Origin of the sequence: Luteirhabdus pelagi (genome assembly GCF_016827595.1) — a bacterium.
Lineage (GTDB): Bacteria > Bacteroidota > Bacteroidia > Flavobacteriales > Flavobacteriaceae > Luteirhabdus > Luteirhabdus pelagi.
Window position 1 is genome coordinate 715,819 of the sequence record NZ_JAECMS010000002.1, and the last position, 16,546, is coordinate 732,364.

Annotated in this window: 18 protein-coding genes; 15 read left to right on the top strand and 3 right to left on the bottom strand. The window is 41.2% G+C overall.

What is annotated here, in order from left to right; all coding sequences use genetic code 11:
* Positions 1–5: 5 nt before the first annotated feature.
* From I4Q58_RS08080 to I4Q58_RS08090, 3 genes are all read left to right on the top strand, one after another.
* The gene (locus I4Q58_RS08080; RefSeq protein ID WP_236002860.1) at positions 6–1,340 is read left to right on the top strand and encodes a gliding motility-associated protein GldE; all 1,335 of its coding nucleotides are present in this window, start codon (positions 6–8) and stop codon (positions 1,338–1,340) included.
* Between the two features lies 1 nt (position 1,341).
* Positions 1,342–1,908: a gliding motility lipoprotein GldD gene (gene gldD / locus I4Q58_RS08085; protein WP_203295375.1), complete on the top strand. Its 567-nt coding sequence runs from the start codon at positions 1,342–1,344 to the stop codon at positions 1,906–1,908.
* Positions 1,909–1,973: 65 nt separating this feature from the next.
* Positions 1,974–2,882, top strand: a complete 909-nt coding sequence (locus tag I4Q58_RS08090; protein ID WP_203295376.1) for a DMT family transporter — start codon at positions 1,974–1,976, stop codon at positions 2,880–2,882.
* A gap of 61 nt (positions 2,883–2,943) precedes the next feature.
* Here the strand turns inward: I4Q58_RS08090 and I4Q58_RS08095 are convergent, their stop codons facing one another.
* Positions 2,944–5,013, bottom strand: a complete 2,070-nt coding sequence (locus I4Q58_RS08095) for a M16 family metallopeptidase (RefSeq protein WP_203295377.1) — start codon at positions 5,011–5,013, stop codon at positions 2,944–2,946.
* Positions 5,014–5,034: 21 nt separating this feature from the next.
* Complete coding sequence (locus I4Q58_RS08100) at positions 5,035–6,351, bottom strand: M16 family metallopeptidase (RefSeq protein ID WP_203295378.1); 1,317 nt, start codon at positions 6,349–6,351, stop codon at positions 5,035–5,037.
* Between the two features lie 255 nt (positions 6,352–6,606).
* Here I4Q58_RS08100 and I4Q58_RS08105 point away from each other — a divergent pair, with 255 nt between their 5' ends.
* From I4Q58_RS08105 to I4Q58_RS08120, 4 genes are all read left to right on the top strand, one after another.
* Positions 6,607–7,068 carry a DUF4199 domain-containing protein gene (locus tag I4Q58_RS08105; RefSeq protein ID WP_203295379.1) on the top strand — a complete coding sequence of 154 codons (462 nt, stop codon included), beginning with the start codon at positions 6,607–6,609 and terminating at the stop codon, positions 7,066–7,068.
* A 130-nt stretch (positions 7,069–7,198) separates the two neighbouring features.
* Positions 7,199–7,900 carry a 50S ribosomal protein L21 gene (gene rplU / locus I4Q58_RS08110; RefSeq protein ID WP_203295380.1) on the top strand — a complete coding sequence of 234 codons (702 nt, stop codon included), beginning with the start codon at positions 7,199–7,201 and terminating at the stop codon, positions 7,898–7,900.
* 42 nt (positions 7,901–7,942) lie between these two features.
* Positions 7,943–8,206, top strand: a complete 264-nt coding sequence (rpmA, locus tag I4Q58_RS08115; RefSeq protein ID WP_203295381.1) for a 50S ribosomal protein L27 — start codon at positions 7,943–7,945, stop codon at positions 8,204–8,206.
* A gap of 147 nt (positions 8,207–8,353) precedes the next feature.
* The gene (locus I4Q58_RS08120) at positions 8,354–8,935 is read left to right on the top strand and encodes a DUF3332 domain-containing protein (RefSeq protein WP_203295382.1); all 582 of its coding nucleotides are present in this window, start codon (positions 8,354–8,356) and stop codon (positions 8,933–8,935) included.
* Between the two features lie 156 nt (positions 8,936–9,091).
* Here the strand turns inward: I4Q58_RS08120 and ahcY are convergent, their stop codons facing one another.
* Entirely contained in the window at positions 9,092–10,408 is a 1,317-nt protein-coding gene (gene ahcY, locus I4Q58_RS08125; RefSeq protein WP_203295383.1) for an adenosylhomocysteinase, read from the bottom strand.
* Between the two features lie 95 nt (positions 10,409–10,503).
* Between ahcY and I4Q58_RS08130 the strand changes: the two genes are divergently transcribed.
* From I4Q58_RS08130 to I4Q58_RS08165, 8 genes are read left to right on the top strand one after another with little or no spacing between them, the layout of a single operon-like run.
* Positions 10,504–11,148, top strand: a complete 645-nt coding sequence (locus I4Q58_RS08130; RefSeq protein ID WP_203295384.1) for a 4'-phosphopantetheinyl transferase family protein — start codon at positions 10,504–10,506, stop codon at positions 11,146–11,148.
* Positions 11,148–11,843 (top strand): geranylgeranylglyceryl/heptaprenylglyceryl phosphate synthase, encoded by a 696-nt coding sequence (locus tag I4Q58_RS08135; RefSeq protein WP_203295385.1) that lies wholly within the window; start codon positions 11,148–11,150, stop codon positions 11,841–11,843. The genes I4Q58_RS08130 and I4Q58_RS08135 overlap by 1 nt, the downstream gene beginning before the upstream one ends.
* 17 nt (positions 11,844–11,860) lie before the next feature.
* Entirely contained in the window at positions 11,861–12,580 is a 720-nt protein-coding gene (locus tag I4Q58_RS08140) for a DUF3667 domain-containing protein (protein ID WP_203295386.1), read from the top strand.
* A 1-nt stretch (position 12,581) separates the two neighbouring features.
* Complete coding sequence (gene hemW / locus I4Q58_RS08145; protein WP_203295387.1) at positions 12,582–13,706, top strand: radical SAM family heme chaperone HemW; 1,125 nt, start codon at positions 12,582–12,584, stop codon at positions 13,704–13,706.
* Between the two features lie 38 nt (positions 13,707–13,744).
* A complete protein-coding gene (locus I4Q58_RS08150) occupies positions 13,745–14,491 on the top strand; it encodes a cyclase family protein (RefSeq protein ID WP_203295388.1) in 747 nt (248 codons plus the stop codon).
* Positions 14,492–14,845 carry a DUF4260 domain-containing protein gene (locus I4Q58_RS08155; protein WP_203295389.1) on the top strand — a complete coding sequence of 118 codons (354 nt, stop codon included), beginning with the start codon at positions 14,492–14,494 and terminating at the stop codon, positions 14,843–14,845.
* 1 nt (position 14,846) lies between these two features.
* Entirely contained in the window at positions 14,847–15,473 is a 627-nt protein-coding gene (locus I4Q58_RS08160) for a DUF4230 domain-containing protein (RefSeq protein ID WP_203295390.1), read from the top strand.
* A gap of 22 nt (positions 15,474–15,495) precedes the next feature.
* Positions 15,496–16,488, top strand: a complete 993-nt coding sequence (locus I4Q58_RS08165; RefSeq protein ID WP_203295391.1) for a transglutaminase domain-containing protein — start codon at positions 15,496–15,498, stop codon at positions 16,486–16,488.
* Positions 16,489–16,546: the final 58 nt, after the last annotated feature.

The window sequence follows — 16,546 nt, forward strand, 5'->3', positions numbered from 1 at the left end:
TACTTTTGGACCTAGAACCTCCGAGTTTATTGTTTATTGGATTAATGGGATACGTCGAGGCCATTAGGTTGGCAGTGCTCGTCGTATTGTTAGGGTGTTCGGCGCTTATTTCTGGAGCTGAAGTGGCATTCTTTTCGCTTACGGCAACCGATTTTAACAATGATGACAGTCAGACCCCGCTTTCAAAAAAGATGGAAGTGGTGCGAAAGCTGTTGGCCCGACCTAAAAAGTTGTTGGCGACCATCCTAGTTTCAAATAACCTGATCAATATTGCTATTGTGTTGCTTTTTGAAAACCTTAGCGATGTTTGGTTTCGGAATTTGGACTATTCCATCAATCTGCTTCTATTCCACATAAATTTGGTGCTGCTGCTCAAAATTGGAGTGGCGACCTTCTTAATATTGCTTTTTGGTGAAATTCTCCCAAAGATTTATGCCAACCGAAACAGAGTTTCTTTCGCGACTTTTATGGCATATCCAATCTTTGTACTGGACAAGCTATTTTCGCCCATAACCTTGCCGATGCGTTCCACTACCTTATATATACACGACCGTTTTGGAAAGCAGAAGACGCAGATTAGTGTCGACCAATTGTCGCAAGCTTTGGAACTGACCAATGAAGAGGATACTACGCACGAAGAACAAAAAATTCTACAAGGCATCGTCACCTTCGGAAATACCGATACCAAAGAAGTCATGAAACCTCGGATGGATATTTTTGCCTTAAATGAAGCACAACCGTTTTCCGAAATCATGCCGCAGATTATCGAAAATGGCTATTCGCGTATTCCGGTGTATAAGGACAATATGGACACCATAACTGGAGTTCTCTATGTGAAGGATTTGATGCCGCATATCGATTCGAAGGATTTGGATTGGGCACGCCTACAACGGGAAGCCTACTTCGTGCCGGAAAATAAGAAATTGGACGATTTGTTGAATGAGTTCAAGGAGATGAAGATGCACTTGGCTATTGTGGTGGATGAATATGGTGGGACGAGTGGATTGATTTCATTGGAAGATATTATTGAGGAAATTGTAGGGGAGATAAGTGATGAATTCGACGATGAAGATCTGATTTTTTCAAAGCTCGATGCCAATACTTTTGTGTTTGAAGGGAAAACGCCGATGAAGGATTTTTATAAGGTCATCGATGTTGAAGATCCAACCGTTTTTGAAAACGCTAGGGGAGAAGCCGAGACCTTGGCGGGCTTTTTGTTAGAAGTGAGTAAAGGTTTTCCGAAGAAGAACGAGGTGTTGAATTTTCATCAGTATGACTTCACGATTGAAGCCTTCGACAATAAACGAATCAAACAAATTAAGCTTTCCATTAAGCAATAATATGAAGCATCTTGTTGCCATACTTTTCGTAATTGCCCTTTTCACCGCCTGTGAAGATGAAGTCGTGGTGAAGCCATCCGCCCAGTTACGATTGGAATACGAAAAAGGACCCTATAATCGAATTTCGACCGATTGCCCCTATTCCTTTGAAATAAACAGTCAGGCAACGCTTCAGAAAAAAGGAGGGTGTAATATGAATGTGACGTATCCTGGCATGAAGGCGACATTGTATTTAACGTATCGTCCTATTCAGGGAAACAATCTCGACTCCTTGTTATACGATGCACAAAAACTGACCTACGACCACACTATTAAGGCGAATAGAATTCTAGAGCAACCACGAGTAGATAGCATCAATGATGTGTATGGAATGTTATACATGATCAACGGCGATGCCGCTACCCAGTCACAGTTCTATGTCACAGATAGCACCAAACACTTTTTGGTGGGTTCGGTCTATTTTGAAGCGGCGCCTAACTTCGATTCTATTTATCCTGCCGTTTCGTATTTACGGGAGGATGTGCGTACGATAATGGAAACACTGCGCTGGAAAGAGGAAACTCCCTAACACTTAACACCCTCTTAGCAGAATAATTAGGTAGATTTCCCGACCTTCGCGCTTTCTTTCAGCGTATGGATCGAATCCCTAAAAAATGGTTGTATCTAATTGGTCTCTCCCTAGTGTGGGGAAGTTCGTTTATCCTTATTAAAAAGGCGCTTATCGGACTTACGCCTTTTCAATTGGGTGCTTTGCGAATTATTTTTGCGGCCTTGTTTCTGTTTGCCTTCGGACTTCGAAAGGTGAAGGGGTTACGAACGCGGGAATGGAAATGGATCACGGTTTCAGCATTGCTCGGTACGTTTATACCTGCTTTTTTACTCGCCTTTGCTGAAACGGAGATCGATAGTTCGGTAGCTTCCATCTTAAACAGTACCACACCAATCATGGCGCTTATTCTTGGCGCAACGCTATTTGGAATACAGTCTAGTCGAAATCAACTAATCGGTGTTATCGTTGGCTTGATAGGAAGTGTATTGTTAATCTATGTTGGGAGTGAAGTAAATCCTGATCAGAATTATTGGTATGTGGGCTTGGTGTTAATGTGTTCCATCTGTTATGCCTTTAATGTGAACATCATTAAGCGTCACTTACAAGAAGTACCAGCTTTGGCGATTACGGTAGGTCATTTCATTGTTGGATTTGTACCAGCGATAATCGTGCTGCTTTCCTCTGGCTTCTTTTCCGAAGCTACATTCGAAAAGGAAAGCTTATTGCCTTCACTTGGCTATTTGCTGTTGCTTGCATTAATAGGAACAGCCATTGCAAAAACCTTTTTCAACAAGTTGGTACAGTTAAGCACCCCTGTTTTTGCCTCTTCCGTTACGTATATGATTCCGGTTGTTGCCTTGATTTGGGGATTGGTGGACGGTGAAAACTTCTCGGTCTTTCAGGCCTTGGCGGCCACCATCATTATCTTCGGGGTATATTTGGCGAATCGTAAAAAGAAATCAAAGAAAAATCCCCGTCAGCATAATCGTTGAAGTATAGGTGCTCTTCAACAGGTCTGCTAACAGGGATTTTAAGTATTAGTGGAATTCTTCGCTATTCGAAATCGGCGTCGCTTACGCCTTCATTTATTTTTACTTCCGTTACATTGAAATCCAACTGCTGAGGTCCAAACGATACCGTAATGGTATGGGGAACCTTGATGCCCTTAACCTCTTTATAATCGTTGTATAAAGTGGTTTGCGACATTTCTTGTTCACCTTGCTTCTGCACTTCAACCTCTTTCAGTTTTAAACCAGATTCCTTGCTGTAATAAGCTTTTGAACTTTCACTCATTTGGACGACATACATATCTTTTCCATCCATAGGCTCAATTCCTACTACTTTGGCATCGCCTACCGTCAGTTCATCAAAAGGAACGGCATTTTTCTTGGCTTTTTCAATTTGCTCTTCCGTAAACTCCATCTTTTGGCCTTGTGCCATGGTATATCCTTTTTCACCATCAAACACAACTTTTTGCATGGGAGTTCCTCCCATTGAAATAACCATTGAGGATTTGCCGGCAGTGGTGTTCTTAATTTCCATTCCAAGATTCATTCCTTGCATGCTGGCATTAGCCTTCATCATCATGCTATTTACATTCTTAACATTTTCCTTTCCGCCGATGGCTTTAAGATAATCGTTGAAGATTGTTTCTGCAGTCACACCTGCTTCTACTTTCTTATCGTAATCTGGAGCATCTACTGGATTTGCATAGGGGTCGAAATACTGAATAGGAATAGTCTTTCCCGTTAGCGGATTTGTGATATTCTGAAGCGATTTTAAAACTTCACTTCCTTTTCCAACTACGACAATGCGCAGATTCCCTTCCTTAAAATACTTATTAGCCACACGCTTCACATCTGCAGCGGTAACCGCATTGATATTTTTAAGATAGTTTGTCCAGAAATTGTTTGGAAGATCTTGGGTTTCAATCTGAAGGGCGTAGTTTGCAATCGTTTCCGGTCGCTCCAAGGCTAAAATAAAGTCACCCGTATACTTCGCCTTTGCATTCACCAAATCCTGTTGGGAAACCTCCTTGGTTCTAATCTCATTGATTTCTTTCAAAGATTCTACAATGGCACTGTCTGTTACGGCATTTCGAACGCTCGCAAAAGCTCTGAATCGCGTAACATCTTTATCGGCTCCGATAGAGCTGTAGGCTCCATATGTCCAGCCATTTTCTTCACGAAGGTTCATATTCAACATACCGTTAAAACCGCCTCCAAGAATTTTATTAGCAATTAGAACAGCGTGATAGTCAGGATGACTCATTTCAAGATTTACTACATTTTCAAGACTTAGTTCCGACTGTACCGCATTGGGCATGTCGATAAAGTTAATCTGAGTGTAGGGTACATCTTGAGGTTCTGTATAGCTGATGTTGGGCACCGTTGTTTTTTGCCAATCGGAAAAATGTTCGCGTACTAAACGTTCCACATTATTCATCTTCACATCGCCAACTACCACTAGGTATGCGTTGGCGGGAGAAAAGTAATCTCCGTAAAAACTTCTCACATCTGCCAACGTCAATTGTTCGGCTTTGTCGATAGAGGTAAATTCCCCTTTTGGATGTTGTGACCCATATAGCAAGGCAGAGTTTACGCGACTCGCAACGTTAGAAACACTTTTTTCTTGGCTTCTTAAATTTTCGATTAATCGCTCCTTTGCCTTATCGAATTCTTCACCCGTAAACAATGGATTTTTAACAGCATCGGCCATCATCTCCAAGATTCTTGGAAAGTATTTTGAAAGAGTGCTTGCAAAGGCGCTTTCGGAACCAAAACTGATATTTGCTCCTAAATAATCGATTTCCTCGTTAAATTCATCCTTTGGAATATTGGTGGTTCCATTTCCCATCATTTGGGAAACCAGATTTTCTACACCAGCCTTGCTTCCAGAGGCGTGCATGGGGTTGTCCAGCAATAATTGTACACGTACCCGAGGTAATTTATTGTTTTCTACTACCATGACCTGCATTCCGTTGGGTAAGGAGAAGGTCTGAGGTTTGGTAAGATTAATTTTTGGTGTCCGCCCTGGTTGGGGCTGTTTGCTACGGTCGATTTGCGCCACTGCTGAAGTAGCAACGAATAAACAAGCAAGTAATAGACTATATATATTTTTCATTTTTGAAATACGCTTTGAATATTATTGATTCTCTTTCGGTAAATACTCCAATCGAAGTCGTTGGTTTTCTTTCAGATATTTTTGGGCTACTTCACGAATTTCCTCTCGTGTAATGCTTCTGTAAATATCGATTTGCTCATTGATAAGGTCGGTATCGCCATATAAGGTGTGATAACGCGCTAATGAATTTGCAATCCCGGCAATAGTAGCATTGGAGTTTACAAAATTGTTCTCATAAATGTTCTGTAGCTTTTCAAATTCCTTTTCAGAAATAAGTTCTGTTTGCAATTTTTTGATCTCTTCATCTATTTCATCCGTCAGTGTTTGAAGCGATGTGTCGTTTAAGGGAAGCGCAAACGTAATGTAGGCGCCATAGTCCTCTTGACTTAAGTTGATAGCAGCCACTTGAAGCGCTTGCTTTTGCTCGTCGACTAATTTTTTATAGAGTCTAGAGCTTTTTCCATCGCTCAAAATAGTTGAAATCATATCCAGCACATAAGCATCTCGGTCCTTCATGGAAGGTGTTCGGTAGGCATGGATGATAGCCGGTACCTGAATGTTTGGATCGTAGTATTTTGCATCGATTTGCGAGGTGATAGGTTGCTCTTTCGCATCAGGATGCTTCACTTCTGCACCTTTTGGAATATCGCCAAAATAATTCTTGACCATCTTCTTTACCTGAGGCTTGCTAATATCTCCTGCAACTACCAAAGTAGCATTATTGGGAGCATAATATTTATCATTAAATGCTCGAAATTCCTCAAGTGTCGCTGCATCTAGGTGGTCCATTTCACCGATGGTGGTCCATCGATAGGGGTGATTGGTGAATAGATTTTCCTTCACCGCTTTAAGGATGTTTCCATAGGGTTGGTTGTCTACGCGAAGGCGCTTTTCTTCCTTTACCACTTCATTTTGGGTTTCAACACCAATTTCATTGATAATAGGGTGAAGCATGCGTTCACTTTCCATCCATAATCCTAATTCTACATTATTGGAAGGGAAAATTTCATAATAATAGGTACGGTCGTCTGTGGTATTCGCATTATTGCTTCCGCCGTTCGATGAAACGATTTCGAACCATTTACCGCGTTCGATATTTTGGGTTCCTTCAAATAATAGGTGTTCAAAGAAATGGGCAAAACCCGTACGTTCTGGGTTTTCGTTTTTTGCACCTACGTGGTACATTACCGAGGTGATAACTACCGGCACGGAATTGTCTTCATGCAAAATAACATGAAGGCCATTGTCTAGGGTGTATTCTTCAAATTCTACTTGTTGTGCCATCAAACCCATGCATGTAGCTAGGGTGATTGCTGCACTTAGAAAAAAGTGTTTCATGGTTTTTTCAATTTCTGGTTCACAAATTTTTATGCTATAAGATACGGATATTTCGAAAGGCAGACAACCTTATAATAAAGTGGTGTGCATTTCGAAACCCTTACTATTGTTTCGTTAGTAGAAAATAGGGTCAATTTGTTACAGATTTTCGAAGATAAAATAGGTTGGGTGCTAAGTCGAATTCAAAAGTTAACAAAGTGTTTAGAGGAAAAGTTGCTATCTTTAAGTAATTTTCGATTGAAAAATCCAACCACTATGTTTAAGACCTATTCACGATATGGCGTTATTATGGCCATTTTATTGATTGCTTATTTTCTGCTACTGAAGCTGTTCGGGCTTCATGAATATCCAGTTTTGAGTGCATTCAATGGTGTCATTTATGGCGGTGGAATACTATTGGCCATCAAGAAATACCGCAGCGGCAAGTCTAAGTTGAAATATCAGAAAGGATTTCAAGTGGGCTTTATGAGTGGCGCTTTGGCTACATTACTGTTCGTCGTTTTTATGGCCATCTATATTTATCAAATCGACAGCGAATTTGCCAATACTATCGTAGATGGATGGTCGCTCGATTTCGACAGCGGTAAACTGTTGCTTCTCATCACTGTTGTTTTTATGGGCTTTTCTACTTCCCTGGTGCTTACACTAGCCTTTATGCAATTGTTGAAGGAGTCTTGGAATACCCCTGAGGGTAAACGAAATACCATGTCTAATTAAGTGTAAAAAGCTTTTGCCAATTTCTTTTTTAGAATTATATTTGCACCCTCCTTTGCGAGAGCTGTAGTGAAATCGCTATTGTTCTGACGATAAAGGATAAGTAAAAAACAATAATTCCAAACGTAACGCTATGTATGCAATTGTAGAGATAGCAGGGCAGCAATTCAAAGTTGCGAAAGACCAAAAGGTATTTGTACACCGTTTGGCCAATGATGAAGGCGACAAGGTCGATTTCGACAGTGTGCTTTTAATTGGCGATGGTGACGATATTACCATTGGCGCCCCGGCTATAGACGGCGCTCTAGTAGGAGCAAAAGTCTTGCGTCACCTTAAAGGTGATAAGGTAATCGTCTTCAAAAAGAAGAGAAGAAAAGGATACCGAGTTAAAAAAGGACACAGACAAGCCCTTTCTGAAATCGTAATCGAGAGCATTACTGCTTCAGGTGCGACGAAGAAAGCGAAGAAAGAAGCTCCTAAGAAAGAAACTGCTAAAAAAGCTGAGCCTAAGAAAGAAGCTGCCAAGAAGGAAGCTCCAAAAAAGGAAACAGCAAAGAAAGCGGCTCCAAAAAAATCTGCTAAAGCAGACGACTTAAAGAAGATCGAAGGTGTAGGACCAAAAGCTGCTGAAGCTTTGGCAAACGCTGGATTCGAATCGTTCGCGAAAATCGCTAAAGCAGATCCTGCAAAGTTAAGCGAAGTGCTTAGCGAAGCGAGTTCTCGTTTGGCTCATTTGGTAACCGATACATGGCCTGAACAGGCTCAATTGGCAGCCGATGGCAAATGGGACGAATTGAAAGACCTTCAAGACAAACTTGACGGCGGAAGAAAATAATAACCTGTTTCGTAGTTAGTACGAAAGCTAAAATATAGAACTATGGCACATAAAAAAGGAGTAGGTAGTTCCAAGAACGGTAGAGAATCGGAATCGAAACGATTAGGCGTAAAGATCTATGGAGGTCAGAATGCCATCGCCGGGAACATTATCGTACGTCAACGTGGAATGGAGCACCACCCAGCTGAAAATGTATATGCCGGAAAGGATTATACATTGCACGCAAAAGTGGATGGTGTGGTAAAGTTCACTAAAAAGAAGAATAACAAATCGTATGTTTCAATCGTACCTAACGCTGAAGCATAAAAGTATTGTTGTTATCCTATATAAACCCTTGTCAGGAATTATTTCTGGCAAGGGTTTTTTTATGTCTTTGTTAGAGAAACCTTAAAGAAACGGTATCGCAGCAAAATAATTTGTACTTTTTCATAAGAACTTTTAAACCTTACAATTATGAAAAAATCTATTATTGCAGTGATGCTCGCAGCATCAATTATGAGTACAAGCTGTTTGGGATCCTTTAGCGCTTTCAACAACCTGAAAGATTGGAACATGGAAATCTCCGACAGTAAATTCGTAAACAACCTAGTCTTTTGGGCGCTTAATATTATCCCTGTCTACGGACTTTTCTACGCTGGTGATGTCTTAATTTTTAATGTAATTGAATTCTGGAGCGGTAGTAATCCTATTGCGATGACGGAAGGAGAGTATGAGACACAAATCGTAGAGCGTGATGGTAACAAATATGAAATGACCGCTACGAAAAACCGTATGATGGTGAAAGTGTTGGAAGGTGAAAACCAAGGAGAGCATTTTGATCTTGTATTTAAACCTTCAGAGAAGTCATGGAGTTTGGTGAAGCAAGATGGTGAAATAATCAAGTTGTCTAGTATAGAGGACGGTCTTGTAGTATACCATTTGCCAAATGGTGAGGATGTGAAATTAAATCCAACTATGTCCAGAGAAGAAGGACTTGCCCAAATCAATAAGGCAATCTATAAACAGGAAGACGGTATGATGGCAATCGGAAACTAGTTTCCGGTTGGTTTCAAATAAATAAAGAACGGACATCGGTAACACGGTGTCCGTTTCTTATGTTAAATAGGGTGTAGTATAGAAAATTGATTTTTTTAGTATTAGACAATAAAAAACCCCGCCGATGGGCAGGGTTTCTTTTCTTTCATCTATTGCTTAATAACGATAGTATTCTGGTTTGAAAGGTCCTTCAACCTCCACACCGATATATTTCGCCTGCTCTTCGGAAAGCTCAGTTAGTTCTACACCGATTTTTTCCAAGTGAAGCTTCGCTACTTTCTCATCCAAATGCTTCGGAAGCATATATACCTTGTTTTCATAGTTATCACTATTTTTCCAAAGCTCGATTTGCGCCAATGTCTGATTGGTAAAGCTATTACTCATCACAAAACTTGGATGGCCTGTAGCACAACCAAGGTTCACCAATCGACCTTCCGCCAATAGGATGATATCATTTCCATTTACGGTATACTTATCAACTTGTGGCTTGATTTCCACGTGGGTGTTGCCATGATTTTGCTTTAACCAAGCAACCGCAATCTCATTGTCGAAGTGACCGATGTTGCAAACGATGGTTTTATCTTTCATCGCTTCAAAATGCTCGCCACGAACGATATCTTTGTTCCCTGTGGTTGTAATAACGATATCTGCTTTTCCAACAACGGTTTCAAGCTTCTTCACTTCAAATCCGTCCATGGCAGCCTGTAGTGCACAAATCGGGTCGATTTCCGTTACGGTAACGATAGCGCCAGCACCTCTAAAAGAAGCTGCCGTTCCTTTTCCTACATCACCATACCCACATACTACTACGCGCTTTCCAGCCAACATTACATCGGTTGCACGACGAATCGCGTCAACAGCACTTTCGCGACAACCATATTTATTATCGAACTTACTTTTCGTAACACTATCGTTCACATTGATAGCGGGCATTACCAATGTACCGTTTTTCATGCGCTCATATAAACGATGAACACCTGTGGTTGTCTCTTCGGAAAGTCCTTTAATTCCTTGTGCCAACTCTGGATATTTATCGAATACCATATTGGTAAGGTCGCCACCATCATCCAAAATCATATTAAGTGGCTTGCGTTCTTCCCCAAAAAACAGGGTTTGTTCGATACACCAATTAAATTCCTCTTCGTTCATTCCTTTCCAAGCGTACACTGGAATTCCAGCATCTGCAATAGCGGCAGCGGCATGGTCTTGAGTTGAAAAGATATTACAAGAGCTCCAAGTAACCTCGGCTCCTAGTTCAACCAACGTTTCAATAAGAACCGCTGTTTGAACCGTCATGTGAAGACATCCGGCAATTCGAGCCCCTTTCAACGGTTGCTCGTTCTTGTATTCTTCACGTAATGACATCAGCCCGGGCATCTCGGCCTCCGCTAGTTCAATTTCTTTTCGTCCCCAATCCGCTAGGGAAATATCCTTCACCTTATACGCCGTATACGGCACAGTTTTCGTTGACATATTTCGTATCTTTGAGTTACAATTTTTTTCTTCGAAAGCTGAAAATCAGCTTCAACTTTCGAAGGGCAAAAATACAGAATATCCCTTAGATAGCGATGCCACTTTACAAAACAATAACAGTCAACCCTAACACTAAAGTCCTCATTTGGAAGATAGAAGAGTCGTATGAGAACCTTTCCGAAGGAATTTCACTTACAGACCACTGTCGGGAACGTGTGGAAGGAATGAAAAGTGACTTACATCGTCGCGGATTTATGAGTGTTCGGCACCTGTTGGCAGCCGCTGGTTATACCGATCACGACTTGTATTATGATGAAGTAGGCAAGCCCCATTTAACCGATGATAAGCACATAAGCATCACACATTCCTTTATCTTTTCGGGAATTATTATCAGCGATGCTGAAGTTGGGATCGATATCGAAAAGCAGCGTAATAAAATTCTAAAAATCGCCCATAAATTTACACCGATTAAGGAATATAGAACCTTAGCGAATGATGATGCCGTCATGCGAAAACTGACCATGGTTTGGGGCGCAAAGGAATCGTTGTATAAAAGCTTTGCGCGAAAAGGGGTGAGTTTCTTGGAACATATTGTAGTAAGCGATTTCGATATGGATATTTTGGAATCCTCTGCAGTGGTTACCTACGACGATAAGGAGGAAACGTACGATGTTTGGTTTCTCGAGTTCGAAGGCTTCACTTGTGCATACGCCCTAATACGAGAAGCGATTCCAGCCTAATGGATTTTCCGATATATCAAAAAGTGGTTGATAGTTGTTCCCAAGGGAATAAAATGCTCGCCATTCTAATTGATCCCGATAAATTTTCACCAGAAAACACAAACGCTTTCCTTCAGAAAATTCCAAAAGAAACAACCCATATTTTGGTAGGAGGAAGTACCGCTACCAATGGTCACACGGCAGAAACGGTAGCTGCGTTAAAACCTGAAACTTCCTTGCCGATTGTTTTGTTTCCAGGAAATCACACCCAGATTACGCCAACCGCCGATGCGATATTGTTTTTATCATTAGTGTCGGGTCGTAATCCAGAATATTTAGTGGGACAGCAATTGAAAGCGGTAGAAACCTTATCGACAACGAATTTGGAAGTTCTTCCGACAGGCTATATCTTAATTGATGGCGGTACGGAGTCTTCGGTGGCGCGCGTAAGTCAAACAAAACCGTTGCCGCAAGATGACGTACAAACTATTGTTACCACTGCTATGGCAGCACAATTTATGGGTAATAAACTGATTTATTTGGAAGCAGGAAGCGGAGCGGTTACTCCGGTGAAGGAAGAAATTATTCAAAAGGTAAAAGAAGTACTTCATATACCTTTAATAGTAGGAGGAGGAATCCGTAGCGAAACGCAAAAAAGAATCGCTTTTGAGGCAGGCGCCGATATGGTCGTAATGGGAACCGCTTTCGAAGAGTAACGCAAATAGTGAAAAATATGGAGTGTAAGAATTGTGGAGCAGCAACAATTGGAAACTATTGCCAAGAATGCGGTCAACGCACGAAACTTACGCGCGTAAGCTTTTCGGAAACTTTCGAGGATGCCGCCGATGCAATGTTTACAGTACAAGCACCTATTTGGCGCACGATAAAAATGTTGTTAGTGGCACCTGGTAGCATGCTTCGCGAGTATCTGGGAGGAAAGCGAAAAAGCTATTATAAACCGGTTGCATTTTTTATTCTTACAACAGCAGTCTACCTGTTGTTACGCAGTTTGATTGGGTTCGATCCGTTTCAGGATTCCAGTATTACAGTGGAAGGACAGGAGGTTTTAACCTTGAGCCAAGCACGCGAGTTTATGTTGCTCAACATCAATAAACTGCTGTTTTTCTTTGTAGCCACCTTGGCGCTTTTTATGAAGTTGTTTTTCTATAAAAGGTATGCGCTAGCCGAATACATTGCGGTATGCTTTTACCTCATAGGGATGTATACCATTATCACTACCTTGAATATGTTCTTCATACAATTCGTGAATTCCGAGTTGCAATATTTTGCCTTATTGCTGATGTGGGGCTACTTCATCTATGCAAGTATCTCCTTCTTTCAAAAACCCATCGTTTGGGTGCTTCTAAAGTCCATTCTTGTCTTCTTTTTGGCGCTTATAGGATATATGTTCCTAGCGTTTGGGTTATCCTATCTAATCGTCCGATATTTGTAGGGTGGCTGGTATTTATCTTCATATTCCCTTTTGCAAGCAAGCATGTCATTATTGCGACTTCCATTTCTCGACTTCCGTAAAGAAGAAGGGTGAAATGGTCAAAGCTATTTGTAGTGAACTAGTACTTCGGAAGAACGAGTTACAAGGAACGGTTCAAACCATCTATTTTGGTGGAGGAACCCCTTCATTGCTTTCTTCAGAAGAACTTACAATAATTTTTGAAACGATCTTTACCACTTTTGAAGTTTCCGATACGGCTGAAGTCACATTGGAAGCCAATCCAGATGATCTTTCTGAAGACGTTTTACAGCAATTAAGCGATAGTCCAATAAATCGACTTAGCATCGGGGTGCAGTCCTTTTTTGAAGAGGACCTGACGTTGATGAACCGCGCCCATAATGCTGAAGAAGCGTGGAAAAGTCTTCAATTGGCTAAACAATATTTTAGTAACATCAGTATCGACCTTATTTATGGAATTCCGGGGATGTCCACCGAACGGTGGCTTCTGAATATAGAAAAAGCACTATCGCTCGAAATTCCGCACCTTTCCTGTTATGCCTTGACAGTAGAGCCGAGGACGGCATTGGCACACTTCATAAAAAAAGGGATAGTGCCACCCGTGGAGGACGAAATTGCCCAGGAACACCACGCTTTGTTAGTAGAGAAAACCGAAGTGGCAGGCTATCGAAATTATGAATTCTCGAACTTTGGCAAGTCGGGCTTTCACTCCCAAAACAATACGGCTTATTGGGAAGGAACACCGTATCTGGGCATTGGGCCTTCTGCTCATAGTTTCGACGGAAATACACGAAGTTGGAACATCGCTAACAATTCAAAATATATTGGAGCTATAATGGAAGAAATACTTCCCATCGAGCGAGAAACCCTTTCCACTTTAGATAAGTACAATGAATATATCATGACGCGTTTGCGAACTGAAAAGGGGATCGCAATTCATGAAATCCGTGATGTTTTTGGGGAGCTGTATGCCGAATATGCAAAAGAACAAGCCAAGGAGCATTTGCAAAAAGGGTTGTTGGTCGAAAAGGAAAACCGAATAGTGGTGACAAAAAAGGGTAAATTTTTAAGCGATGGCATTGCAAGTAATCTTTTTAAGATCCTCTAGCGCAAATCTAGAATGGTATAAAAACGTATCTTTCCCCTATGAATGCAACCGTCAAAATTCAGCAGGAACTATATACAATCGATTTTTCCAAGCCTTTGGATATTTCACTTGCGCTCCGAAACGATAAAAGCAATCCGAATGCCTGGTATTTAGATGCTCCAATGATTGAACCGGTTCAGATAGATAATTATATAGCGAAGGTTAGCGAAGGTGCTTCTATCAATTTTAATACGATAACTTTCAACCCACATGCACATGGAACCCATACCGAATGTGTCGGCCATATTTCCGAGAAGGTGTATTCGGTCAATGAACAATTGCAGCGGTATTTTTTTACTGCTGAGGTGATCTCAGTCGCACCCGAACGATTGGGAGAAGACTATATCATTCCTGTAACAGAAATTCGAACCCTTTTAAAAGGAAAACATCCAGAAGCGGTTATTATTCGGACCTTGCCTAACACCTCCGACAAAAGGACGAAGCAATATTCGCATACCAATTGGCCGTATTTGGAAGAAGCTGCGGCACAATACCTTGCCGATCTTGGAGTCTTACATTTATTGATCGATTTACCATCTGTCGATAAGGAAAAAGATGAAGGAGCCTTACTTGCCCATAAAGCGTTTTGGCAGTTTCCGGAAGCCACGCGAATGCAGGCGACGATTACCGAATTTATTTATGTCGATAATTACATTCAAGATGGTTCTTACTTGTTGAACTTACAAGTGGCGCCCTTCGAAAATGATGCGGCACCAAGTCGCCCAGTACTGTATAAATTTGAATAAATGAAAACCTTACTAAACCTTGAAGAAGCAGCTGAATTTGCGCTAGGATTAGCATTATTCCTGCAATTGGAGTATGCCTGGTGGTGGTTCCCCGTGCTACTACTTGCACCTGATGTTGGTATGATTGGCTATCTAATAAATTCCAAGATTGGTGCTTTCACCTATAATCTTACCCATCATAAAGCCGTAGCCATCTCCTTTATACTTGTAGGACTGTTTGTTTTAACGGATATTTATACCGCTATCGGTGCCATTATGTTAGCACATTCGGCCATGGATAGGATTTTTGGGTATGGATTGAAGTATTCCGATCGCTTTCAACATACCCATCTAGGTGAAATAGGAAACAACTGATATGGATTTACTATTTATAGGGTTAGCATTTGGCGCAGTGTTGGCGTATTTTATCTTCGCTCGTTTTAGCAAGGGAAGAAAACGTGAACGCTTGCAATCGCAGTCGGTGGTACTAATGGAACGTATTCGAACAGTATGTAAGTTTATCACTGTTGAAGGCGACTTTTCTGAAATCTACCACTACGAAAACGTGAAGGATAAATGGTTGAACCTCATTCTGGGGAAGAAAAAAGCATTGGTGTTGATTGAAGCAAAGGCACATGTTGGGTTCGATCTTACAAAGATTAAGATGGAAGCCGATACCAAAGCGAAAACGATTATTCTGACGAACTTTCCGAAACCTGAATTGCTTACGGTCGAAACCGACTTTAAATATTACGATAAGCGTGAAGGTTGGGCCAATCCGTTTACATCTAGCGATCTTACCGAAATCAATCGTGAAGCCAAGCAGCATATCGTTGATAAAATTCCGAGTAGCGGATTGCTTCAAGAAGCCGAAACTCAAGCATTGGAAACCATTCAGCTTATGGAAAAATTGACGGAAACCATCAATTGGAAGTTGGACTATTCGGCCTTACATATCAATGTCGAGGAAAAACAAAAGCTTTCAGAGAAAAGTGAGAAATAAGCCAAATAAAATATCTCTCTCCTTGAGGATATCTAAGCCCTCCCTTCGAAGCCTTCCTGCCGTCAGGCACGGGAAGTATTTGGGAGCAATGTTAATGTTCTTTTTTTTCCTTTTAACCACACCATTTGTTCAAGCCCAAGACTTCGAAAGGGTGGATGCCGCTATTCAACTATACCCAGAAAAATTCGAGAATGCTGAGGAATTTTCCCGTTTAATCGGTCGCGATTTTGAAACCGATGCCGATAAGGTTCGCGCCATGTATAGCTGGATGGTTCGGAACATTGCGTACGATCCAGATGAATATAAAAAGTTCAATTATAACTTTAAAAGCTATCGCGAGCGGAACGAGAAGGAGCAGGCTACCAGAAAGAAAATTATTGCACGGACACTTCAGGAAGGTGTCGCCGTATGTGAAGGCTATGCGATGGTCTTTGAACGATTATGTGAATTGCAAGGAATCCCCAACTATTTGGTTCGTGGCGATACCAAAGCGAGTTTCAACGATATCGGTCGCCCTTTCAAAAACAATCATATGTGGAACGTAGCAACCATCGATGGACAACCCTATTTGTTTGATGTGACGTGGGGTGCAGGCAAGTATAACGGCAGGTTCATTCGCGATATCAGCTATTTCTGGTTTCAAACACCGCCGGAATTGTTTTTCAATTCGCATTATCCAGCTCAATATGAAGATGCATTTTTAAGTGAAGCGGTCAGTAGGGAGGAATTTTCAAATCGTCCGTTAATCATGCACAATTCAATTAGGCTAGAAAATATTGAAAAGCCCTCTTCAGGTATCATTTCCGATGAAGCAAGTAGCGGGCTGATCAAATTTCACATAAAAATGAAACCACCTAAAACCATTATTTACTCTTATGGCAACCAGAAAAAGGAGGTGTCAACAATACGAATGAAAAGTGATGAAATTTTTTTTGAAGTGCCTTTAGAACTGGGGGCCGAGTGGTTATTGCTATACTTTGATGAAAAACCTGTGTTAGGGTATCTATTGAAATAATATCGTATATTGAAGCTAATTAGCCGAAAGCGTTATAACTCCCTTTTTATATTTCAAT

Bases quoted from the DNA above. Each gene is read 5' to 3' on its own strand.
- gldD (WP_203295375.1), top strand. From the start codon at position 1,342: ATGAAGCATCTTGTTGCCATACTTTTCGTAATTGCCCTTTTCACCGCC.
- I4Q58_RS08090 (WP_203295376.1), top strand. From the start codon at position 1,974: ATGGATCGAATCCCTAAAAAATGGTTGTATCTAATTGGTCTCTCCCTA.
- I4Q58_RS08095 (WP_203295377.1), bottom strand. From the start codon at position 5,013: ATGAAAAATATATATAGTCTATTACTTGCTTGTTTATTCGTTGCTACT.
- I4Q58_RS08100 (WP_203295378.1), bottom strand. From the start codon at position 6,351: ATGAAACACTTTTTTCTAAGTGCAGCAATCACCCTAGCTACATGCATG.
- I4Q58_RS08105 (WP_203295379.1), top strand. From the start codon at position 6,607: ATGTTTAAGACCTATTCACGATATGGCGTTATTATGGCCATTTTATTG.
- rplU (WP_203295380.1), top strand. From the start codon at position 7,199: ATGTATGCAATTGTAGAGATAGCAGGGCAGCAATTCAAAGTTGCGAAA.
- rpmA (WP_203295381.1), top strand. From the start codon at position 7,943: ATGGCACATAAAAAAGGAGTAGGTAGTTCCAAGAACGGTAGAGAATCG.
- I4Q58_RS08120 (WP_203295382.1), top strand. From the start codon at position 8,354: ATGAAAAAATCTATTATTGCAGTGATGCTCGCAGCATCAATTATGAGT.
- ahcY (WP_203295383.1), bottom strand. From the start codon at position 10,408: ATGTCAACGAAAACTGTGCCGTATACGGCGTATAAGGTGAAGGATATT.
- I4Q58_RS08130 (WP_203295384.1), top strand. From the start codon at position 10,504: ATGCCACTTTACAAAACAATAACAGTCAACCCTAACACTAAAGTCCTC.
- I4Q58_RS08135 (WP_203295385.1), top strand. From the start codon at position 11,148: ATGGATTTTCCGATATATCAAAAAGTGGTTGATAGTTGTTCCCAAGGG.
- I4Q58_RS08140 (WP_203295386.1), top strand. From the start codon at position 11,861: ATGGAGTGTAAGAATTGTGGAGCAGCAACAATTGGAAACTATTGCCAA.
- I4Q58_RS08150 (WP_203295388.1), top strand. From the start codon at position 13,745: ATGAATGCAACCGTCAAAATTCAGCAGGAACTATATACAATCGATTTT.
- I4Q58_RS08155 (WP_203295389.1), top strand. From the start codon at position 14,492: ATGAAAACCTTACTAAACCTTGAAGAAGCAGCTGAATTTGCGCTAGGA.
- I4Q58_RS08160 (WP_203295390.1), top strand. From the start codon at position 14,847: ATGGATTTACTATTTATAGGGTTAGCATTTGGCGCAGTGTTGGCGTAT.